This window comes from Sorangium sp. So ce448 (assembly GCF_051520915.1).
GTDB lineage: Bacteria > Myxococcota_A > Polyangia > Polyangiales > Polyangiaceae > Sorangium > Sorangium cellulosum_B.
Genome location: NZ_CP150343.1, coordinates 1152518 through 1174076 on the forward strand (window position 1 = coordinate 1152518; position 21559 = coordinate 1174076).

Sequence of the window (21559 nt, forward strand, 5' to 3'; positions counted from 1 at the left end):
CACGCTCTCGATTGCCGGCGACGTGCGGGCGCCGAGCAATCCGGCGCGCCGCCTGGCTGAGCGTGGCGTCGCGGTGGCGCTTGTTCCGCGCGATGCTGGGCCGGCTGAGATGGACCGGCCGAAGCTCGGCGCCCGAGGAGGCAGGCGCGCGCCTGGTCTCGCGACGAATCCGTGTCACGGAGAGCGCTGCTCCGAAGCGGGCTGCCTACCCCTCGGTCCGCGCGACGTCGGCCTCCAGCCGGGCGACCTGACGCTTGTCGGGCATGCGGAGGATGCCCATCCAGGCGAACACACGGATGACCTGATAGGCCGGATCGATCTCGAACCACCGCACCGCGAAGTTGGGGCTCATCGAGTACTTGTGGTGGTTGTTCTGGAATAACTCGCCGAGCGTCACGAAGTCGAGGGCGAGCGTGTTGCGCGAGTCGTCGTCGCTGTTGAAGTTGCGGTAGCCGTAGCGGTGGCCGCACCAGTTCACGATCGCCCCGTGCAGCGGGCCCATGGTCCAGTGCAGCGGGAGGAACAGGAACTGCCACCAGTGCGAGGCGAAGGCCATGTAGAAGATCGTGTAACCCGTGCCCCACGCCATGCGGCTGATCCACGAGTTGCCGATGCGGTCGAGCGCGCGCCACTCGGGGTAGCCACCGAGGAAGCGCGGCTCCACGTCGGCGGTGCCGTCGCAGATGGCATCGTAGAGCTTCTTGGTCCGCCACATCATCGAGGCGGGCTCGGCAAAGTACCGCGGCGAGTGGGGATCCTTCGGCGTATCGCTGTACGCGTGGTGCGTGCGGTGCAGGATCGCGTAGGCCCAGGGGACGAGGTACGAGGAGCCCTGCGTGAGGTACGTGAGAAGGTGAAACACTCGCTCCGAGCGCTTCGACATCGTGAACATCCGATGCGACGCATACCGGTGGAGGAAGAAGGTCTGGACGGAAGTTGCCAACGGGTTTGAGACAGGCCGGACGAGAATCCTATGAGGAGAACGCGCTGAGGGGCGCGTTCCGGCACAGGGCCCCCACCAGTCGAGGTCGAGGCGGCCGTGTCACAGCGGCGGGCGTTGCGCCAGGTTCGGCCGCGGCGCTGGTCGTGCCCGTGTGCGGCCCCGCGGCCTCGTCGGCAGCGTCGTCAACGGACAGCGGATTGATGGCTACCGAAGCGGGCGGCCGACGCACAACGGGCGGACCGTTCGGGAAGCGTTCCGGGTGCGCGGCGTACGCTGTGTCGAGGGCGACTTGGCGCCGAGCCGCGACATCTTCGACTCGGCCGTAGAATACATCAGCAGGTGTGAAGAGCGCAAGGCCAGAATGCTGATGAAGGTCATTATACCAGCCGAAGAACTCCTGGCACCACGCTCGTGCATGAGCCAGCGAGGCAAACCGGTCCGGATAGTCGGGCTGGTACTTGAGCGTCTTGAACTGCGACTCGGAGAAGGCGTTGTCATCGCTGACGTGAGGCCGGCTGAAGCTTCGAACGACGCCGAGCGAGCCGAGGAGCTGAGCGAGCCCTTCCGACCTCATTGCGGAGCCGCGGTCGGCGTGCACGGTGAGCGAGCCGGGCTCGACGCCGTGGCGGGCGACCGTCTCTGCGAAGAGCTGCTCGGCGAGCAGCGCGCTCTCGCGCTCGGCGAGCAGCCAGCCAACGGTCATGCGGCTGAACAGGTCGAGGACGACGTACAGGCAGTAGAAGACCCCGGGCAGCGGCCCGCGCAGCTTGGTGATATCCCACGTCCAGATCTGGTTGGGGGCCGTGGCGGTGAGCGTCGGCTTGGCATGCTTCATCGGCCCACGCTGCGCGCGTCGCTCGCCGCTCTCGCCGGACGCCGCGAGCAGGCGGTACATCGTGCGGATCGAGGCGAGATAGACGCCGCGCGACAGCAGCGTCGCGTAGACCTCCGGCGGGGGCTGGTCGACGAACTCGTCGCTGTGCAACACATCGAGCACGGCTTGCCGCTCGGGGTCACTGAGCCGGCGTGGGCTCGGAGCGTTCCCGTGCAGCGCACGCGGCATCGCGGGCTGGGTCTGCCGGTAGAGCGTGGCGCGGCTGATGCCGAGTGCCGCACACGCCTGCGCGATGGGGACGTGCGTGTCATCGAGCTCTTCGATGACGTCCATCAGCGCTCTTCGTCGTTCGTGAGGTTGATGCCCAGAATGGCAGAGACTTTTTTTTGGAGATCTATGAGCTTCTCAGCGAGCGCGAGCTTCTCCTCGAGCCGGGCCGAGCGCTTCTCGAGCTCGGCGATGCGCCGATCCTTCGCGTCCTGCTTCGGCTTGCGGCCGGGCTTACGCCCCGCGAGAGCCTCGCTGCCGTGGAGGGCGAGCTGCTTGCGCCACGCCGTCAGCAGGGAGCTGTAGATGCCCTCGCGGCGCAGCAGCGCCTCGATGTCGCCGCGCTGGGTGCATGCAGCCGCTTCGCGAACGATGCGCAGCTTCTCCGCCGCCGAGAACTTCCGCCTCTTACCCGGCTTCGGCACAGTCTCGACGGCGACGCCACTCGGGCGGGGAGCAGCGCCCTGCGCCGCTGGGGCGGGGGTAGGATCGACGGATCGGAGATGGGAAGGCTTCGGCACGGGTCAGGTCCATTCTCCGCCCTCTCACCACAGATTTCCAGGGGGAGCCTGTCTCACCCGACGTTGGCACAGAGGGGGAAGAAGACCGCGAGTGTGGAGTGGGCGATGAGGACAACAGCTAACTCCATGCGCGGTTTGTAGAACGGAGCACGCCTGGCGGGAAGCCAGCTCACGATCATAATTTGAGTCCATCGAATACGATCCGCCTGCTCGTTTCATACGTCCTCGCCGCCTGGCGTTCCGTCCGTGACGACGAGCTGCGACCATCGAGCTCATCCTACCGAGAGAGTTCCCTCGCACGGCATCGTGCTGAATCCTGCTCGCACAGGCCGCAGCGCGGGGCGGCTCCGTGAGCGGCCTGTGCTCGGGGTCCGCTCGTCCCCGAGGCGCTCGACGTGGCGTCCGCCGTATCTTTACCTTTCGCGCATGCGGCCCCCCTGAAACCCCGGGCCATCCGACAGATCGCACCGGTTCGCCACCGCAAATTCGTCCTTGGGCTTCTTCCTTCCCTGGCCCGAGGCGAGGGCAATAACCCCTCCGGAGCCCCCCACCTGACCGGCATGGATTCCCGATTCTGTCTTGACGGTGAGGATTGCGGTCGGTATGTTGGTCTGACCAAAGGACAATATGGCCAGCGCCCCACGCTTCCGGACGGTGTCCCGTTCGGCGATCTACGTCGACGTCGCCGACCAGATCCGCGACGCGATCCTCAATCGCTCGCTCTCGTCAGGCGAGCGCCTCCCGCCAGAGCGCGAGCTCGCTCAGCAGTTCGGGGTCAGCCGCGCGACCATCCGTGAGGCGCTCCGCCACCTCCAGGCGCAGGGGCTGCTCGCGTCGCGCGGCCGGACCTCGCCGATGCAGGCCGCGAGCCCTGACGCGGCGGTCGACCGCTTCTGCGAGGCGCTCACCCACGTGGTCCAGCTCCGGAATGTGTCGCTCCCGGACCTCATCGAGCTGCGCGTCGCGATCGAGACCGCCGCGATGACCCGCTCGGCGGCCGCGCCGGTCGCCGCCCACCTCGACGAGGCGCGCGCCGCGCTCGAGGCGATGGAGCGGGAGCAGATCTCACCCACCGAGTTCCACGACGTCGATATCGCATTCCACGTCGCGCTGGTCGCGGCCTCTGGCAACCAGGCGCTCGCCCTCGTGATGGTCGCGGTCAAGGACAGCATCCGGCTCCACCTCGAAGAGGCGCTGAGGCCGCGCTCGTTCGCGGCGATCCGCCCGCGGGTGGTCGAGGAGCACCGGGCTCTCCTGCGCGCGATCGAGCGCGGTAACGCGAAGTCGGCAGCGACGCTCCTCAGGGCGCACCTCTCGGCGTTCTACGGCACATGAACCCGCTCGACGAACTTGCACTTATCCTGGGCGACGGCCTGGTGACGGATCGCGACGTCATGGAGGGCTATCGCCGCGATCAGGCCCTCTGGGCGCCTGGCGGCTGGCCCGTCGCGGTGGCGCGGCCCGCCTCGACCACCCAGGTGCAGGCGCTGGCCCAGTGGGCGACCCGGCACGGCACCGCGCTGGTGCCGCGCGGCGCCGGGACCGGGGTGGCGGGCGGGGCGACCGCCAGCGACGGCTGCGTGGTGCTGAGCTTCGAGCGCATGAACCGGATCCTCGCGATCGACGAGGCGGCGATGCTCGCCGTCGTCCAGCCGGGGGTGCTCAACGGCGAGCTCAAGGCCGCCGCGCACGAACGGGGGTTGTGGTATCCGCCCGACCCGTCGAGCTACGCCGTCTCGACCCTCGGCGGCAACGTCGCCACCAATGCCGGCGGCCTGTGCTGCGTGAAATACGGTGTCACGTCCGATTACGTGCTCGGCCTCGAGGCGGTCCTCGCCGACGGGACGGCGCTCCGCACCGGCGGCCGGAGCCGCAAGGACGTCGCTGGCTACGATCTGACGCGGCTCCTGGTCGGCTCCGAGGGCACCCTCGCGCTGATCACCGAGATCACGCTGCGTCTGCGGCGGCGGCCCCCGCCGGCGACCACGCTCGTCGCGACGTTCACCTCGCTCGAGGCCTCGGGCCGGGCGGTCGCGGCGATCGTCCGGTCGGTCGACGCGTCGATGCTCGAGATCATGGACCGCACGTCCCTCCGCGCCGTCGAGCGCTACCGCCCGCTCGGCCTCGACACCGAGGCTGCCGCGATGCTGATCGCGCAGAGCGACGCGCCCGGGTCCGCCGAGCTCTCCTGCATGCAGGAGGCCTGCGAGGCCGCCGGCGGGACGGTGATCGCCACCACCGAGGACGAGAGCGAGGGGCAGATGATGCTCACCGCGCGCCGCCTCGCGCTGACGGCGCTCGCGGAGCTCGGCTCGGTGCTCGTCGACGACGTCGCCGTGCCGCTGCCGCAGCTGCCCGAGATGTTCCGCCGGATCGAGGCGATCGCCGCCGGGACGCAGACCACCATCGCGACGGTGGCCCACGCGGGCGACGGCAACCTTCACCCTCTCGTCGTGTTCGATGGAAAGGACGCCGCGGCCGAGGCCCGCGCGGTCGCGGCCTTCAACGAGGTGATGGCGCAGGCGCTCGACCTCGGCGGCACGATCACCGGCGAGCACGGCGTCGGCACGCTCAAGCGGGGCTTCCTCACCCGCCAGCTCGGCGCGGCGTCGCTCGCGCTGCACCGCCGCATCAAACACGCCTTCGACCCGGGGGGCATCCTCAACCCCGGTAAGGTGATCGACGGCTGACGTGGCGTGGTGTCCGCGCAGCGCGGCGGCGCCTCGCGCTGCGCGGCGCCGCCGCGATCAGAGCCCCGTGTAGATGGTCGCGAAGGAGGCCGCCTCGCCGCGGAGCAGCAGGCTGAGACGCGGGTTCGGCACCTTGAAGGTGTGAATCTTGGCGTTCCGCACGTCGAGCACCGCGAAGGCGCCGCCCGGCGTGCTCTCCGCGAGCCCGTTCATCAGCAGGTTCAGCACGACGGAGACGCGCTTGGACGACAGCGGCTCGCCGCGGAAATACATCTTGATGACGTGGGGCGTCCCGTCGATGACGAGCCCGAGCTCCGGATTCACGTTGATCTCGAGATCGCCCAGGCGGTACGTCGACGCCGGCGGCTCGAACCACGTCATCTTCGACGAGGCGAGGAACTTGCGATATCCATTCACCACCGACGGGTAGATGCGGCGGCGCCGCTCGTCGTGCTGCGCGGCGAGGAAGCCGTCGAGCACGCTGGTGGGCTTTCCGCTCCTGTGCATGTCAACGATCGCCTCTCGCACCTGCCTGTAAAAGTCCGTGTAGAGCTCGTCCTTCCGTTCCTTGAACTCCCTGACGCCGGTCAGCTTGGGCGTCCCGGCCTTGAGAACGAAGTCGACAAAGTACGTGAGCGAGATCTTTTCCATGAAGTCTCCTGAAAAACGAAGCATTCGGGCGCGCCACTGACACGCGTCGTACGAGAGACACACCGTCGCGCCGCGTCCTTGGTGTCTACCATGGATAGTCATCTTCGACCCGTCAGGAAAGGGATCGGTCGGACGGAGATTGTCCCAACCTGTCGAGGGCGGACGGATGCGTTGCTTGTCGAAAAAGTAGTGTAATTACGAATGGTTGCGCGAGTGGCCGGGCGCGCTTCACCCGGCGGGGCGGGGCTCCTCCAGGCCGCGCGAGTGGCCATGACGAGAGGAGGCGCGCGCGGCAGAGGTAATCGACAGAATCCAGCTGTTCTCCAGGGGATGTCCTGTGGAGAACCCCTGTGGAGAACTGGAGAGGACGGGGTGTGATCGCGGCGTGGACCCGGTCGGACATGGTCTGTCATAACCACGTGCTCCTTGGCGCTTGACGCTGCCCGCGGGCGGAGGATGGGGCCGGAACGCCTCCGGAGCGCCTGGACTTCCCGCTCCCTCACGATGTGTTTTGCTCTGAACCTGTGTTTCGAGGTCGACTCGGCGCGCTCCTGGTCGCGCCGTCGCGACGGAAGGATTCCTGCCCCGCTCTCCCTCGCCTCGGGCATTCCGCTTGCGTGCGGCGGTCGGCCGGCCAGACTACGCCGCCGTGCTGGCCATCGAAGCGTCCTCCGTGAGGAAGGTCTACCGCGGCTTCTTCCGCCGGAGCGGCGGACAGACGGCGCTCGCGGGCCTCGACATCGCCATCCAGCGCGGCGCCGCGTTCGGGCTCATCGGCCTCAACGGCGCGGGCAAGACGACGTTCATCAAGACGCTGCTCGGCGTTGTGCGCCCCACGAGCGGCACCGTGCGCGTGCTCGGCGGCGACCCGGAGGACCCGGGTGTGCGCGCCAGGATCGGGTACCTGCCGGAGCGGCTCTTCTTGCCCAGCGCGTTCACGCCGCGGCAGTTCCTCGCGAGCGTGGCCCGCATGAAGGGCCTCTCGCCGGGCGAGGGCGCGCTGCGTGGGCTGGTCGAGAGGGTAGGGCTCGGGGTCGACTCCGACCGCAAGATCGGCGGGTTCTCGAAGGGGATGCGGCAGCGCCTCGGGCTCGCCGCGGCCTTGCTCGGGCAGCCCGAGCTGCTCGTGCTCGACGAGCCCACCGACGGCGTCGATCCGCTCGGCCGGGCCGAGATCCGCAGGATCCTCGGCGAAGAGCGCGCGCGGGGGGCGACCTTGTTCCTGAACTCGCACCTCCTGTCGGAGACCGAGCGCATCTGCGACCGCATTGGCATCCTCGCGGGCGGGCGGCTCGTGCGCGAGGGCGCGCTCGTCGAGCTGTGCGGCAGCGAGACGGCGTACCGCGTGCGGTTCGCGGACGGCGTCGACGCGGCGAGGGTCGCCGCGATCGGGTTCCGTCCGGTCGACGGGGAGGGCGGGTGGCGCCTGGAGGCCGAGAGCCCCGCGGCGCTCAACGAGGCGCTCGACGAGGCGCGGCGCGCCGGCGCCCTGCTCGTCGAGCTGTCGCGGGACCTGCGCGACCTGGAGGACGTGCTGGCGGAGGCGCTGGGCGCGGGCGGCGCCCGCGGAGGCGTGGCGTGAGGGCGGCGCTGAGCGTCGCCGGCGACCTCCTGCGCGAGGCCTCGTCGCGGCGGTGGTTCCTCGCCCTCGGGATCGGCGTCACGATGGCGCTCGTTGTGATCGGGAGCGCGCTGCAGCTCGAGGTGGTGGACGGCGCGCTCGCGGCGACGCGGCTCTTCGGCAAGGAGCTCGGCCGCGGCGAGATCCGCTCGGTCGACGTCGCGCTCCGCTACGTCGGCCGGGCGCTGGCGTACGTGCTGTTTTACGGGGGGCTCGCGTTCGGGATCGTCTCCTGCGCCGATTTCGGCCCGAGCCTGCTGGCGCCGGGGCGCATCGAGCACCTGCTCTCGCTGCCCGTGCGGCGGTTCGAGCTCCTGCTCGGCACGTTCCTCGGCGTTCTCGCGCTCTCGCTCCTCAGCACGCTGTACGGCGCCCTCGGGATCACGGTCATCTTCGGGCTGAGGGCGGGCGTGTGGATGGCGAGCCCGATCGTGGCGGCGCTCCTCGCGAGCGTGACGTTCGCCGGCATCTACGGGGCGATGCTCACGACCGCGGTGATGGTGCGGAGCGCCGCGCTGTCCGCGGCGGTGGGGATCGCGCTGTTCATCCTCGGCATCGTCGCGGGGTACCGCGAGCAGCTCGACTCGTTCTTCGAGCCTGGCCTGGCCCGCGGGGCCTTCCGCGCGGCGACGCTCGTGCTGCCGCGGGTGTCGGCGCTCGCCGACGCGTCGGCGGACATCGCGGTGGCGACGGCGATCAAGGGGGATGTGCTCGCCAGCCAGGTGGCGGGGCTGCTCCTCTTCGGCCTGGCCGCGCTCGCGGTGGGCGTCCACGTGTTCGAAGAGAAGGATTTCTAGAGCGACAAACGGGTTGAAACCCCGGAAAAGAACAGGAATTTGAACCGCCAAGCGCGCCAAGGACGCCAAGATTCTGTTTTGTTCTTGGCGTCCTTGGCGCCTTGGCGGCTAATTTCTTGCTCGATCAACGTGATCGGCGTCCTAGGGTGGAGCGGCGATGCTGGACGAGGCGGTGAGCGATCGACATCGGCAGCTCCGCGGCGCCTGGGCGGGGGTGGTGATCCGATGAGACCGATGAAGAAGCGGGGCGTGTGGCTCGCGGCGGCGATGGTCCTGCTCGCGCTCGCCGCGTGGCTGATGTCGCGCGGTGACAAGGAGAAGCCCACGGTCCGGCCCCGGAAGATCGAGTTTCCGCGCTATCCGAAGCCGGCAGAGGTGGAGCGCGCCAGCCGTCGCCGCACGCTGCCGCCGCTGTCTGCCCCGCCGCCCGGCGTCGAAGCGCCGCAGTGGAAGCGCGACCCGGTGCTCGCCGCCCTGCCCACCGATCCGAAGCGCTCGGCCATGGTGTTCGAGATCGAGGCGCTCAAAGAGTCGCCGATCATGCAGATCTGGCTCGATTGCATGCTGTCGCGCGGCGACGAGCGCGCCGGCTTCGCGCGCTTGAAGGACCGATACGGGATCGACGTGCTGGAGGACGTGGAGCGCATCGCCGCGTCGAGCACGGGGCTGATTGTGCTCCAGGGATCGTTCGAGGGCGCGAGGTTCGAGCGCGAGCGATGGTCCACGCGGACGTACGGGGAGAGAGGCATCCTCTACGAGGACAAGGACTCGGGCAGGAGCATCGCGACGTGGGGGCCTGACGTCCTGATCTTGAACCCGCGCGCCGAGCCCGATCTCGTCGAGGACGCGATCGATCGCCTCGAATCGACCGATCCCGCGCAGGGATCCATCCTCCAGGAACACCAGGCCTACAGCGACGTCTATGGAGTGCTCTCGCCCGACGATCTCTCGAAGATGCTGCCGTCGGAGCAGGGCCAGCTCGCCGAGCGGATCCGGGAGACCGTCCAGCGGGTGGAGGTCCACGTCGACGCCTCGGAGGATGTCGCCGTCGTCGCCGAGGTCGCCGGCCCTGCTGGCCAGGAGATGCAGGACCTGTCGAAGCTGTTCGGCGCCGCGCTCTCCATGGGGCGGCTCAACGCGAAGCGCGAAGACAATGACGAGCTCGCCGAGCTGCTCGACCACGCGAAGGTGGAGACGCAGGCGCGGCGCGCTCCCTGGGCGAGCAAGCCGGAGGAGCAGCGCTTCTCGGTCGACGTGGCGCTGCCCGTCGAGCTGCTGAAGAACCTCGGCCCGTGTCGTCGAGACCGGCGCGATCCGGAGCGCGACATCAAGGGCGAGCCCGAGCCCGAGCCAGCGCCGCCGCGGTGACGCGCGTTATGCCTCGCGAGCCGCGCGTCCCTGGGCGATACGCTATCAGGCCGGGGATGCCCTTGGTGCCGTGGTATCAGAGCGGCTGATACAGCTGGATCAGGTTCCCGCAGGTGTCCGAGAACACCGCGATCATGACCGGGCCCATCGGGGTGGGCTCCTGGGTGAACGCGACCTGGTGCTCCTTGAGGCGAGCGAACTCGGCCTTGAGGTCCGACACCTCGAACGCTGTGAGCGGGATGCCCTGCGCGAACATCGCCTGCTGGAACGTCTTCGCCGCCGGGTTGGCGTTCGGCTCCAGCACGAGCTCCACGTCGTCGGGGCCCTCCGGCGAGACCACGGTGATCCACCGGTACTCGCCGACCGGGAAATCGTTCTTCTTCTTGAAGCCGAGCACCTCCGTGTAGAACGTGAGCGCGCGTGTCTGGTCCTCGACCATGATGCTGTTGAGCTTGATCCTCATCGATCGCCTCGCTGAGCTGACGGTTCGGGCCGACTCTGCCAGGGCCGCCCGGCTCACGCTTCTCGAAAACTGCGAAACGCGCCCGGCGGCAGCCGGCCCATCAGGGTGAGACAGCCGGGGACGAGCTCCCACGGGAGCCTCCCCGGCACCTGCACCATCGCGCGCACGCGGCGCCGGTACGCCGACGGCGGCACGCCGATCCGCTGCGCGAACAGCGCGCTGAAGCTGCCGAGGCTGGAGAACCCGACCTCCATGCACACGCCGGTCACCGAGTGATGTCCAGCCGCCAGGAGCTGCTTGGCCAGCTCCAGGCGCCGCCGGATGCGGTACTGGTGCGGGGTCACGCCGAACACCGCCTCGAACTGCCGGATGAAGTGGTAGGGCGAGATCGCCACCTCCCGCGCCACGTCCTCGATCGACAACCTCGACTCGCGCACCTCGGAGAGCAGGTCCCGCGCCCGGCAGAGGTTCCTGAGCGCGTCGTGTCCGAGCAGCATGGCCGGCGACCAGGATAGAGCGTGGCGGCGGCTGGCTCAAGCGACCCACCCGAGGGGCGCGCGAGGGCCTTCAGAGAGCGAACAGAAAATCGACGAAGGAGCGGGTCGCGCCGTCGAGGCCGAGGTACTTCTTGCCGGCGGCGGGCTCGATGACGAAGTATTCGTCCTTGGCGTGGGCGCCGGAGCCGTGGCCGAGGCCGACGTGGCCGGCGGGGAGCTCGAGCGGCTTCCCCGTGAAGAGGTAGCCGGGCCACGAGCCGGCGAGGCGCGGCCAGATCACCGGGGCCAGGCCCGCGGCCTTGTAGACGGCGAGCTGGGTCTGGATGGGCGGCGCCTCGAGCGCGGTGTCCGTCGGGTCGTAGCTGCCCATGTTCTTGATAGCGATGTCCTTGTAGCCGCGCCTGTCGAGGTGCCTGCGCAGCTTGGCGAGCACGTCCGTTGCGGTCATGTCCGGCACCAGGCGGATATCCATCTTGGCGAAGGCGCGGTGCGGCAGGATGGTCTTGGAACCCTCGCCGATGTAGCCGGCGTAGAGGCCGTCGATGTTCACCGACGGGCGCGAGACATAGCGCTCGAGCATGGCGCGCTCGTCGAGGTCGTTCACCCACCTGTCGACCCCGAAGACCTTCTTCCAGTCGGCGTCGTCCCAGCGCGCCGACAGGTCGTCGAGCAGCTTCTTCTGCTGGCTCGAGACCGGGCGCACGGCGTCGGTGAGGCCGTCGATCATCGGCTCGTTGCCGTCCGCCGAGACCAGCGTGCCGAGCGCCTGCACCAGCCGCCAGGCCGGGCTGTCGACGACCACCTTCATGCTGGAGTGGATCTCCCCGCCGCGCGGTCCGCGCCCCCACGCCTCACCGCTCGCCTCCAGCTCGACGTACACGATGCCCTTCGCGCCCAGGACGACGTTGACCGTGCCTGACAGCGATTGGTCCGCCGCCGGCATCATCACGCCCTGGCATTTCGCGAGCGCCTCCATCACGTCATCGTTCCGCACCACCTGCGAGAAATGCGGCGAGCCGAGCTCCTCTTCCCCTTCGGCGACGCGGAAACAGCTCCGCGGGTCGGAGTCCTGCCAGGGCTCTGCCTCGCGAGAGGAGAGAGATTCAACGCAAAGGCGCAAAGACGCGAAGACGCAAAAAGGCATGATATTTTTCATTCTTGCGTCTTTGCGCCTTTGCGCCTTTGCGTTGAAATCTCTCCCCCGGATCCCTGGCTGGACTCCGGTGGGTGGAACTAGCCTCTGACCTCTTCGTCCTCGCCTTCCGGAGGCAGAGGGCGCTCGCCCGCGGCGACCTGGAGCTCGCGGACGATCGAGAGGAGCGCTGGACAGCAGAATCGCTCGACCACGGAGCCGTCGGGCGCGAGCTCGAAGCTCGGCGGCTCGCCGTGTACCGGGCAAGCCACGTCGGCGTACTTCGACTCGAGATCCCTCAGGACGCTCTCGTCGACCTCGCTGACCTCGCCATTCGCAGCCGCCCCTTCATTTCCGTCAGTCGCCATGCGGCGCACGGTAGCAGGAACGGCGCCGCTCCTCTCGCGGTGCCCGGGGGCCTGGGCGACCTCTGCCATCGATGCAGGGACGCCGGCGCCCACCGGGCTCAACCATCGAGGCGCCGCGACAAGAGCGGCTGCCCGAAATCAAGAGGACAAAATAGCAGCGCCGCCGGGCGCCTCGGGGGATTAGGCGGAGGCCGCCGGCGGAGCTGGTCCCTGACTAAGCATTCTCCGTACCAGGTACACCCTTCGGAAAATCCCCTACTTATGTCTCGGGCGCCGATCGGCTGGGTTTCGATTGTGCGAGGAGCCGGCTTGCACGGTTGCAGGATCGCGACGGCGCTCGCCCTCTTCCGTGACCGCCCTGTCGCCGGCTAGCGTCGGGTACATGAACCGCCTGCGTACGACCTCCGCCCTCACCCTGGTGCTGCCCCTGCTCGCGGCGTGCGGCGCCCCCGCGTCGAGGCCGCTGGACAAACCGATCTCGTCCCCGGCCGCCGCGACCCCGCCGCCGCACGCCGCGCCGGCAGCGCCCTCCGGACCGGGGCGGCCTCCTTATCCGGCGACCGCGAAGCGGCCCGTGGCGAGCGAGTACCATGGCACCCGGGTCGTCGACGACTACCAGCGGCTGGAGGACGGGAGCTCCCCCGAGGTGGAGCGCTGGGTCGCCGAGCAGAACCAGCTCTCGCGCGCCTACCTCGACGCCGTGCCGGCGCGCGGCGCCATCCGGGCGCGCGTGCAGGAGATCCTGTCGGCGACCTCCGCGAACCACTACGCGCTCGACGAGGCCGGCGGGCAGATCTTCGCGCTCAAGGACCAGCCGCCGAAGCAGCAGCCTTTCCTCGTCGTCCTGAGGTCCGCGAACGACCCCGCCTCCGCGCGGACCCTCGTCGATCCAGAGGTCATCGACCCGAAAGGGCACACGGCCATCGACTGGTTCGTCCCGTCGCGCGACGGCAAGAAGGTGGCTGTCTCCCTGTCCGAAGGCGGCACCGAGAGCGGGACCGTGCGCGTCTACGACGTGGCGACGGGCAAGGAGACGGGCGACACCGTCCCTTACGCGAACAGCGGCACCGCGGGCGGCAGCCTGGCGTGGACCGGCGATGGCAAGGGGTTCTACTACACAAGGCACCCTCGGCCCGGGGAGCGCCCGCGAGAGGACATGGGCTTCTTTCAGCAGATCTACTTCCACAAGCTCGGCACGCCGGACAAGGACGACAGGTACGCGCTCGGCACGGAGTTCCCCCGCATCGCCGAGGTGGAGCTCACGACGAGCGAGAGCGGCAAGCTCGTGCTCGCCAGCGTGCAGAACGGCGATGGAGGCGAGTACTGGCACTATCTCCTCGACGCCTCGGGCAAGTGGGCGCGCTTCGCCGACCTGCCCGACAAGGTCATCCGGATCGTGTTCGGCGCCGACGACCGGCTCTACCTCCTGTCGCGCAAGGACGCGCCGCGCGGCAAGGTGCTGCGCCTCTCGCCGGGCAAGCTGGACCTCGCCAGGGCGGAGCTCGTCGTGCCGGAGAGCGAGGCGGTGATCCAGGACTTCTTGCCCACGACAGGGCGGCTCTACGTCCGCGATCTGCTCGGCGGCCCGTCGCAGGTCCGCGTCTTCGATCTGAAGGGCAAGGCGCTCGGGACGGTGCCGATCCCGCAGGTCTCCTCGGTGCGGCAGGTCGTGCGCACGCAGGGTGACGACATGCTCTTTCGCGGCGTGAGCTACACCGAGCCGGCGGCCTGGTTCACGTACTCGGCCAGGGACGGCAAGGTGACGAGGACGGCGCTCGCGATGACGGCCCCTGTCTCCTATGCCGACGTGGAGGTCTCCCGGGAGGCGTGCACCTCGAAGGATGGGACCAAGGTCCCCATCAACATCCTGCGCCGGAAGGGCGCGCCCCTCGACGGGACCGCGCCGGCGCTGCTCACGGGATACGGCGGCTACGGGATGAGCATGGCTCCCGGGTTCAACCCGATCTGGCGGCTGTGGTTCGACCAGGGAGGGGTGGTCGCGATCGCCAACCTGCGCGGCGGCGGCGAGTTCGGGGAGGCGTGGCACCGCGGCGGCAACCTGACGAAGAAGCAGAACGTCTTCGACGACTTCGCGGCGTGCGCGCGGCACCTCATCGAAGGGCGCGTCACGAGCCCGGCGCGGCTCGCCATCCGCGGCGGCTCGAACGGCGGTCTGCTGATGGGAGCGCTGCTCACGCAGCACCCGGAGATGGTCAAGGCGGTCGTGTCGCACGTCGGTATCTACGACATGCTCCGGGTGGAGCTCACGCCGAACGGGGCGTTCAACGTGACCGAGTTCGGCACGGTGAAGGACCCCGAGCAGTTCAAGGCCCTTCATGCCTACTCGCCGTATCACCACGTCAAGGACGGGACCGCCTATCCGGCGACCCTGTTCCTGACCGGCGCCAACGACCCGCGGGTGGATCCATGGCACTCGCGGAAGATGGCGGCGCGGATGCAAGCGGCCTCGTCGGGCCCGGCGCCCATCCTGCTCCGGGCGAGCGGCTCGACGGGCCACGGGGCCGGGACACCGCTGTCCGAGGAGATCGAGGAGCAAGCCGACGTGTTCGCGTTCCTCTTCAAGGAGCTCGGCCTCGGCGCCCCGCCCGCCAGGGACGACGCGGCGCCCCAATGATGGAACGGCCGCGGCCGCCCCCGCCCGGGGTGCGGCCGCGGTCCGGTCGCCGCGCGTCTCGCTCTACCAGCTGGTGAAGTAAGCCCACGCCTCGTTGCCGGCGGAGGCCTGGAAGCAGTACCCGCCGTTGCGCTTCGCGGGCAGGGTGATGTTGCCGCCGTTGCAGGTCACGGCCGTGCCGTTGACCGCGAACGTGCGGCCGCCCGCGAAGTTGCCGCAGTTGGCGCCGCTCAGGCTCGCCGTGGTCTCGAAGCAGCGCGCGCCGGTGCCGAGGTTGCCCGAGCTGTAGCTCGCGCTCGAGAACACGGTGGGGCCCGTGCACAGGCTGCTGCACGGTGCCGTTCCGGTGCTGGGCTGGCAAACGCCGGCCACGCAGCTCTGGCTCGTGCAGTCCGCGCCGGTGACGCACGCCTTGCCGTTCGCGCAGTCGGCCGTGCACGTGCCGCCGCAGTCGACGTCCGTCTCGGTGCCGTTCTTGACGCCGTCGGTGCAGGTCGGCGCGGTGCCGCCGTTGATGACGCTCACCCCGAGGCCCTGGAGCCACGTCGTCACCGGGTAGCGCGCGGCCGTGTCGAGCCGCGTGTGCCAGTTGGTCTGCGAGGGCGCGGGGCCGCTCCAGCCGGACGGGAACGTGTAATAGGCGTTGACGCCCACGACGACGAGGTCGGTCGCGCTCTGGCGATACAGCGGGCCGCCCGAGTCGCCTGGGCACAGGCTGGCGTACGTCGTGCTGCTGGCATAACCCGGCGTGAGCACGTACGCCGCCGCGACGTCGTTGATCGCGGTGCCAGAGACGTACGAGCCGGGGTGATCCAGGATCGAGGCAGGCGACGCGCTGAGGTTCTGGAGCTTGAACAGGCCGCCGCCTGCTTCTCCTGTCGCCCCGAGTGCATCGACGCCTCGCGCCCCCCGCGTCGTATCGGTGCGACGGAGAGTCTTTATGTCGATGGTTAGCGTCCTTCCAACTCGAATGCATCATGGACCTCATGCAAGGCGTGCATGCCGTCGCCAGATCGCCACCATCGCGTCGCACGAGCCAGGGTCGGAGGCGAGCCGGAGGAGCGCCGCCCGCCCCCGCAACTCGCCGCCCCGGCGACGGCGCCCCGCCGCCTCGATGGCCGCGATCCCGGGTCGGGCGGGGCGCGACGCCCGTTCACGGTGGTTGAATATGAACCGATGAAGTGCTCTGCTCGTGCGCGTTTCTTGCAGGTCTTGCGGCACGTCCTGCGCCCGGCGCTGGAGGTGGTCTGCGCCGGTAGCCTGTCTGGGCTCGCGCGGCTCTCCAACTACCGCACGCCGTTCGACTTCGGCTCTCCGATAGGCGGTGAGCTCCTATCTACTGGAACCAGGTGATGGCCGCCTCGATGGTCGTGAGTGTGGCTGCGGTGGCCGGGTTCCTGCTCCAGCGCTACCTCGTCCAGGGCCTCACCGCGGGCGCGGTGGAGACCTGACCGGTCGGGAGGAGGGTGTCGCCTCCGGGCGGCCTGGAGGGGCTCGCCGGGGCGCAGGCGACGGCGCCGCTGCGAGCGCTCGACGGCTTGATGGTGAACGGCAGCGCATGGGTCCGCCCGCCGCGCTGTATGCTGTGGCCGGGCGAGCGCTCACCGCTTGCGGGATGGAGCCTCTCCACGGGGCAGCGCCGCCGGCCGATGCGCCTCTGCACGGGGCAGCGCCGCCGGCCGATGCGCCTCTCCCCGTTCGCCTCGCTCGGGCGCGTGCGCCGCGACCTTCGTGCTCCGGTGCGCCGCGAACGCCGCGCTTCGCTGCGCCGCCCCGCGGCGCGCGGCGAGGGCCCGGGTCAGCCCCTCGGCCAGCGTGGCCGCGGTGTCGAGGCCGCCGAGGTCGATGCCGAGCTCGACCAGCGTCTGCGCCAGCGCGGGCGAGACGCCGACCAGCGTGCAGGACGCGCCGAGCAGCCGCGCTGCCGACGCCGCCCCGACGAGCTGCGCGGCGGCCCGGGCGTCGAGCGCCGGCACGCCGGTGATGTCGAGCAGCACCTGCGCCGCCTGCTGCGCGGCGATCGCCTCGAGCAGGCGCTCCAGGAGCGCGCTGGCCCGCGCGTCGTCGATCATGCCCACGATGGGGAGGCAGAGCACGCCGTCCGCGACGCGGATCACCGGGACGCTCATCGCCTGGATCGCGTCCCGCTGCGCCGCGATCACCCGCACCGTCTCTTCGAGCTCCCGGTTGCGCGCCTCCAGCGACGCCTGGAGCGCCCGCTGCTCCTCGATCAGGGCCTCGTATTTGTGCTGGATCTCGGCCGCCTCCGGGACGGCGAACTGGAACAGCACGCCCTCGAAGCCGTCCCCGGCGTCGCGCACCGGCACGCCGAAGGAGCAGACCCACACCGCTCCGCCCGCCTTGCCCGTGAGCTCCTCGACAGCGTCGGTGTCGTAGCTGATCGGCGGGATCGCGACCTCCTCTCCGCGAAAGAACCGCTCGACGTGCGGCATGATCCCGTTCTCGACGAGCTGCTGGTCCTCCAGCATGTTGTAGTTCAGCTGCAAGAACTCCTCGGCTGAGGCCCGCCAGAGCGCTTCCCAGCCGGCGTTGACGGCCTGGGTCCTGCCGACGGGGCGGTGGATCGACACGCTGAGGCAGCGCGCCGCCATCAGCGCGCGCCATCTGCCTGCGTCCGCCCGCAGCGATTCCATCTCCTGCTCCATCGCCTCCAGGCGGCGAACCAGCTGAGCGCTATCCTCGTCCCCCTCGTATCCCATATGCCCGAGTGTTCCCCGAGCGGCGCCGGGCTGTCCAGCGCCGCACCGGGCGAGCGGGCGGATGTCGCGCAGCCGGCGGAGCGAGGGCGCGTTCCTGCTGCTCGATCGCTGCCTCGTCCAGGGGCTCACCGCGAGCGCGGTGAAGATTGGACCGATCCCAGCGGAATCGTGCTGTCATCGGAAGATGGAGGACGGACACGTACGTGAGCATGCGCCCCGCGGCGCCTCGCCCGCGGATCAGCCCCTCTTTGGCGAGGGGACGGCCGGCGAGGGCGCCATCGGTCTTTGCGAGCTTCGAGGACGCAAATGAAGGCGAAAACCATCCCGCTTTCATCTAGACCTCTCCGGGGAGACGACACTATTCCTCAGGACGGCCCACCTCGTGGAGAATGAACGATGACGATCACCCGAGAGATCCTCGATTTCTACACGCGCCCCGCTCCGATGACGTCCGGCGGCGCGCACGCGCCCCGGTTCGACGAGCTGCCCGGCGACGTGGCCTCGCTCGTGCGCGTCGTGCAAGGCCTCTTGCTGCACGTGCACTGGGCGCAGGCCTATGGCGTGGAGCTCTCGGACGAGCGCCGCGCCGAGTCCCACCTCCGCCCGACGGACCGGAGGCTGGATCGCCTCTTCGCCCACGACGATCGGCCGCTCTCCGCCGCCCGGCCGCTCGACACACGCCTCGTCGGCTCCTGCCGTGACTTCACGGTGCTCCTGGTGGCCTTTCTGCGCGCCAAGGGGATCCCCGCCCGCGCCCGCTGCGGCTTCGGCGGCTATTTCCACGCCACCGACTTCGTGGATCACTGGGTCTGCGAGCACTGGAACGCCGACGAGGAGCGCTGGGTCCTCGTCGACGCGCAGATTGACGACGTTCAGCGGGCGGCGCTGAAGCCCGATTTCGATGTGCTCGACGTGCCGCGCCACCGCTTCGTGGTGGCGGGCGACGCCTGGGCGCAGTGCCGCGCCGGGGAGGCCGATCCGTCGAAGTTCGGGATGTTCGACATGCGCGGGCTCTGGTTCATCAGCGGCAACGTCCTGCGCGATCTCGCCGCGCTCAACAACATGGAGATGCTGCCGTGGGACGACTGGGGTGCGATGATCGGACCCGACGAGCCGCTGCTGGACGACCAGCTCGCGCTGTTCGACCGGCTCGCGGCGATCACCCGCTCACCCGACGCGCGCTTCGCCGAGCTGCGCCAGCTCTACGAGGGCGACGAGCGCCTGCGGGTGCCGGCGGTCGTCTTCAACGCCGTGCTCAACCGTCAGGACAACGCGCTGACCTGACCTGCGTCGAGACTCGCCGCCGGGCACCTCTCGTACGGTCGCGCCGCGCTCCGGCTACCCGTGGCGGCTCGGAAAATCGCCCACGGCCGCCTCACGCGCCCTGACGGCGCTCCGGAAGGTCGCGTAACTCCAGCTCAGATCGCTCACGCTGCATTCGTACCCGTTGTCGCGATCGAACTGCTCGCTCAGCTGGAGGCGATCGGAGTGGTAGATCACCGCCTCGAGCATCCTGTCGCCCGCGTCGATCAGCTTCGCCGCGATGTCCGGATCGGCGGGATCGGTCACGCCCACCTGCGCGAAGAACTTCTGCGTCGTGGCGTTCACGAGCACGGCGCCGGGGGAGCTCTTGATCTTCGCCGCGAGCATGAAGTAGAGCTCCGCAAAGTTGCACGTCGTGAGCGCCCACGGGTGACCGGCGTCGGGACCGTGATCCGACAGGTTGCCGTCGTACGTGTCCTCGGGGTACCGCCCGATCATCGGCCCCCGGCTCCGAGGCAGCGCCCGATCGGCGTCGTTGATGCGGTACCGCCGGTCGCCCTCGGCGAACGCCTCGCGCACCAGCGCGGCCGTCGAGAGCAGCACCGGGTCGGCGCAGTTCGTGGAGCCGTAGACGGCCGACATGACGACATCCACGTTGAGCGTCGCTCCCCTGCCTTCGGCGGGCCCGCCGTTCGGCCCCGTGATGGACGCGTAGTACGGCTGCCCTTCGTACGTGCCCTGGTGCGTCGCCATCTGGCTGCCCAGCCACTCTGCGGCCGCCCACATGTCGTTGATGTACGGAGAGAGCCCGTGCTCGTCGGCGCGGCTGATCAGCGAGAGGAACGCCTTTCGCTGCACGGAGCGCGCATAGAAGCTGAACCCGGCCGTCTCCTCCCAGAGGTTGTGCGTCTGCTCCTTGTAGGCCGAGAGGAGGTACCGGGTGTCCTTCTCGATGATGGACCTGGCCGTGGCGAGCGCCTGAAGCGAGAGCCGATCCTCGATGGCGAGGAGGGACAGGATGCGGTGCGCCGGGCCGTCCGTCTGCGAGGTCCAGTTGTCGCGCACGGTGCCGTCGATGTGGAAGCACGCCAGCGCGAACCTGCTCGCTCGCTCGGCGTTCTCCTGGCACAGCGCCGAGAACATCGTGTAATCCTCGCAGATTGTCCGCGCCGTGAAGACCGGGTTGTCGAGCGCCTCCGGAATGCAGATGGCCGCGTCCCGGATCCAGTGGTGCACATAGTCCTGGTCGGTCTGACCCCTGTCGTCCGGCAGGGACGGGGACGCGAGCACACACCCCTTGACGGACTGCATCGCGCCCTTGCTGAAGACCCAGGTCCCCGTCGCGATGTTCCGCAGGAGGAGCACTTGCATGTACTTGCTGATCGCGTCGAACGATACGGACGAGACGTCGACGCTGGTGCTCAGGTAACCGAATGAACTGGCCATGGGACCCCCTCTCTCGTGGTTGGTTCCTTTATAGCGGGGCGCCGATCCGTGCGCTACGCGCGATCGCGGCGACGTCGTGTGGGAGGCCCTGCTCGAACGCCTTCTTGTTGCCATCCGTTCGCATGCCCGGGCACACGGCTTGCCCCTGTCGTGCAGGATCCCGCGCGCGGAGCGACGCCATGGCCGGCGGCGCCGGCGCGTCGAGAGCTGGCGTACGGCGGTCGCGCGCCGCGTCACGCGGCCGGCGGAGCGTCGCGGCGTCGTCGCCTGGTCTCCTCTGAACGTCGCGCTCCGCGAGGGAGGCCCCGGCCGCCCGCCGCGCGGCGACGCGTTCGCCGGGCCGTCGTGGGCGACGCCGAGCCCGGGATGTTCGCTATTGCGAACAATCCGCCCCGCCGCGCACAGTGGGCGCATGGTCGACCCGCTCTTCGACGATCTGCCCGCCCTGCTGTGCTTCGCGCGCGTCGTGGAGCGCCGCTCGTTCACCGCGGCCGCGGCGGAGCTCGGGGTGTCGAAGTCGATGGTGAGCACCCGGGTCGCGCGCCTGGAGGAACGCCTCGGCGAGCGCCTGCTCGTGCGCACCACGCGAAAGCTCACCGTCACGGACGCCGGAATGAACCTCTATGCGCGCTGCGCGCGTGTGCTCGAGGAGGCCGCCGCCGCGGTGCGGGGCGCGTCCGACGCCGACCGGGGCCGCATCCGGCTCAACGCGCCGGTCAGCTTCGCGCAGATGTACCTGGCGGAGCCGCTGGCGCGGTTCCTCCGGGCGAGCCCGGGCGCGCACGTCGAGCTCATGCTGAACGACCGGCTCGTCGACCTGGTGGAGGAGCGCGTCGACCTGGCCATCCGGATCACGAAGCTCAAGGACTCGAGCCTCGTCGCGCGCCTGCTCGCCACGACGGCGCTGCACGTGGTCGGCGCGCCGGACTACCTCGAGCGGCGGGGGCGGCCCGAGCAGCCGGGGGATCTCCTGCGCCACGACTGCCTGCGCTACCTCCATTTGCGCGTCGAGGACGAGTGGCGCTTCTACGGGGCCGGCGGGCGCATCTCCGTCCCCGTCTCCGGCCCGCTGACGGCGAGCAACGGGACGGCGCTCCGCGAGGCGGCCGTGTCCGGGATCGGCCTCGCGGTGCTGCCGCGCTTCATGGTCGACGAGGATCTCGCGGCCGGGCGCCTGGTCACGCTGCTCGACGCGTTCGCGCCCCGGCCCATGGGCATCTACGCGGTGCACGCGGCCGGCCGGCGCCCGCCCGCGCGGGTGCGGCGGCTCATCGAGCACCTGGCGGCCGCGTTCCGCGGGATCTCGTGGGCGTAGCGGCAGATCGTTCTCCCCGGAGAACAA

General features: G+C 69.7%; 19 protein-coding genes and 1 pseudogene. 9 read left to right on the forward strand and 11 right to left on the reverse strand.

All coding sequences use genetic code 11. The features are described 5' to 3' along the window. Nucleotides 1-205: 205 nt before the first annotated feature. Genes WMF45_RS04285 through WMF45_RS04295 form a run of 3 tightly spaced genes read right to left on the reverse strand, consistent with a single transcriptional unit; the run spans nt 206 to nt 2470 of the window. On the reverse strand, nt 206-970 hold the full coding sequence (locus tag WMF45_RS04285; protein WP_437719487.1) for an acyl-CoA desaturase: 765 nt from the start codon (nt 968-970) through the stop codon (nt 206-208). Nucleotide 971: 1 nt separating this feature from the next. Then, nucleotides 972-2111: an IS3 family transposase gene (locus WMF45_RS04290; RefSeq protein WP_437710006.1), complete on the reverse strand. Its 1140-nt coding sequence runs from the start codon at nt 2109-2111 to the stop codon at nt 972-974. Then, the gene (locus WMF45_RS04295) at nt 2111-2470 is read right to left on the reverse strand and encodes a transposase (protein ID WP_437585412.1); all 360 of its coding nucleotides are present in this window, start codon (nt 2468-2470) and stop codon (nt 2111-2113) included. The genes WMF45_RS04290 and WMF45_RS04295 overlap by 1 nt, the downstream gene beginning before the upstream one ends. 750 nt (nt 2471-3220) lie before the next feature. On the opposite strand from WMF45_RS04295, the gene WMF45_RS04300 reads away from it, so the two are divergent. Both WMF45_RS04300 and WMF45_RS04305 read left to right on the forward strand, forming a co-directional pair. Next, nucleotides 3221-3901 (forward strand): FadR/GntR family transcriptional regulator, encoded by a 681-nt coding sequence (locus WMF45_RS04300; protein ID WP_437715694.1) that lies wholly within the window; start codon nt 3221-3223, stop codon nt 3899-3901. Then, nucleotides 3898-5256: an FAD-binding oxidoreductase gene (locus tag WMF45_RS04305; RefSeq protein WP_437715695.1), complete on the forward strand. Its 1359-nt coding sequence runs from the start codon at nt 3898-3900 to the stop codon at nt 5254-5256. Before WMF45_RS04300 ends, WMF45_RS04305 begins: the two co-directional genes overlap by 4 nt. A gap of 57 nt (nt 5257-5313) precedes the next feature. Here WMF45_RS04305 and WMF45_RS04310 read toward each other — a convergent pair whose 3' ends face one another. Next, nucleotides 5314-5907 (reverse strand): hypothetical protein, encoded by a 594-nt coding sequence (locus tag WMF45_RS04310; RefSeq protein ID WP_437715696.1) that lies wholly within the window; start codon nt 5905-5907, stop codon nt 5314-5316. Between the two features lie 673 nt (nt 5908-6580). Between WMF45_RS04310 and WMF45_RS04315 the strand changes: the two genes are divergently transcribed. The 3 genes from WMF45_RS04315 to WMF45_RS04325 all read left to right on the forward strand — a co-directional run bounded on the left by WMF45_RS04315 (nt 6581) and on the right by WMF45_RS04325 (nt 9693). After that, a complete protein-coding gene (locus WMF45_RS04315; RefSeq protein WP_437715697.1) occupies nt 6581-7489 on the forward strand; it encodes an ABC transporter ATP-binding protein in 909 nt (302 codons plus the stop codon). Beyond that, nucleotides 7486-8325, forward strand: a complete 840-nt coding sequence (locus WMF45_RS04320; protein ID WP_437715698.1) for a hypothetical protein — start codon at nt 7486-7488, stop codon at nt 8323-8325. The genes WMF45_RS04315 and WMF45_RS04320 overlap by 4 nt, the downstream gene beginning before the upstream one ends. Before the next feature lie 225 nt (nt 8326-8550). Beyond that, nucleotides 8551-9693, forward strand: a complete 1143-nt coding sequence (locus tag WMF45_RS04325; RefSeq protein WP_437715699.1) for a hypothetical protein — start codon at nt 8551-8553, stop codon at nt 9691-9693. 76 nt (nt 9694-9769) lie between these two features. Here the strand turns inward: WMF45_RS04325 and WMF45_RS04330 are convergent, their stop codons facing one another. The 4 genes from WMF45_RS04330 to WMF45_RS04345 form a co-directional block, all read right to left on the reverse strand. Continuing rightward, the gene (locus tag WMF45_RS04330) at nt 9770-10156 is read right to left on the reverse strand and encodes a VOC family protein (protein ID WP_437297839.1); all 387 of its coding nucleotides are present in this window, start codon (nt 10154-10156) and stop codon (nt 9770-9772) included. Nucleotides 10157-10209: 53 nt separating this feature from the next. Next, on the reverse strand, nt 10210-10653 hold the full coding sequence (locus WMF45_RS04335) for a helix-turn-helix transcriptional regulator (protein WP_437715700.1): 444 nt from the start codon (nt 10651-10653) through the stop codon (nt 10210-10212). A gap of 70 nt (nt 10654-10723) precedes the next feature. Beyond that, the gene (locus WMF45_RS04340) at nt 10724-11629 is read right to left on the reverse strand and encodes a peptidase dimerization domain-containing protein (protein WP_437715701.1); all 906 of its coding nucleotides are present in this window, start codon (nt 11627-11629) and stop codon (nt 10724-10726) included. A 257-nt stretch (nt 11630-11886) separates the two neighbouring features. Next, nucleotides 11887-12153: a hypothetical protein gene (locus WMF45_RS04345; protein ID WP_437715702.1), complete on the reverse strand. Its 267-nt coding sequence runs from the start codon at nt 12151-12153 to the stop codon at nt 11887-11889. Nucleotides 12154-12535: 382 nt separating this feature from the next. Between WMF45_RS04345 and WMF45_RS04350 the strand changes: the two genes are divergently transcribed. Beyond that, complete coding sequence (locus tag WMF45_RS04350) at nt 12536-14788, forward strand: prolyl oligopeptidase family serine peptidase (RefSeq protein WP_437715703.1); 2253 nt, start codon at nt 12536-12538, stop codon at nt 14786-14788. A gap of 63 nt (nt 14789-14851) precedes the next feature. On the opposite strand, the gene WMF45_RS04355 is transcribed toward WMF45_RS04350, so the two are convergent. Next, nucleotides 14852-15544: a hypothetical protein gene (locus WMF45_RS04355; RefSeq protein WP_437715704.1), complete on the reverse strand. Its 693-nt coding sequence runs from the start codon at nt 15542-15544 to the stop codon at nt 14852-14854. A gap of 578 nt (nt 15545-16122) precedes the next feature. On the opposite strand from WMF45_RS04355, the pseudogene WMF45_RS04360 reads away from it, so the two are divergent. Beyond that, nucleotides 16123-16239 (forward strand): annotated as a pseudogene (locus tag WMF45_RS04360) (carbohydrate ABC transporter permease); the annotation flags it as partial. A 150-nt stretch (nt 16240-16389) separates the two neighbouring features. Here the strand turns inward: WMF45_RS04360 and WMF45_RS04365 are convergent. Beyond that, a complete protein-coding gene (locus WMF45_RS04365; RefSeq protein WP_437715705.1) occupies nt 16390-17442 on the reverse strand; it encodes an STAS domain-containing protein in 1053 nt (350 codons plus the stop codon). Nucleotides 17443-17904: 462 nt separating this feature from the next. Between WMF45_RS04365 and WMF45_RS04370 the strand changes: the two genes are divergently transcribed. Then, nucleotides 17905-18792: a transglutaminase-like domain-containing protein gene (locus tag WMF45_RS04370; protein ID WP_437715706.1), complete on the forward strand. Its 888-nt coding sequence runs from the start codon at nt 17905-17907 to the stop codon at nt 18790-18792. Between the two features lie 54 nt (nt 18793-18846). On the opposite strand, the gene WMF45_RS04375 is transcribed toward WMF45_RS04370, so the two are convergent. Continuing rightward, nucleotides 18847-20217 carry a glycoside hydrolase family 15 protein gene (locus WMF45_RS04375; protein WP_437715707.1) on the reverse strand — a complete coding sequence of 457 codons (1371 nt, stop codon included), beginning with the start codon at nt 20215-20217 and terminating at the stop codon, nt 18847-18849. A 412-nt stretch (nt 20218-20629) separates the two neighbouring features. Between WMF45_RS04375 and WMF45_RS04380 the strand changes: the two genes are divergently transcribed. Then, complete coding sequence (locus WMF45_RS04380; protein ID WP_437715708.1) at nt 20630-21532, forward strand: LysR family transcriptional regulator; 903 nt, start codon at nt 20630-20632, stop codon at nt 21530-21532. Nucleotides 21533-21559 lie beyond the last annotated feature (27 nt).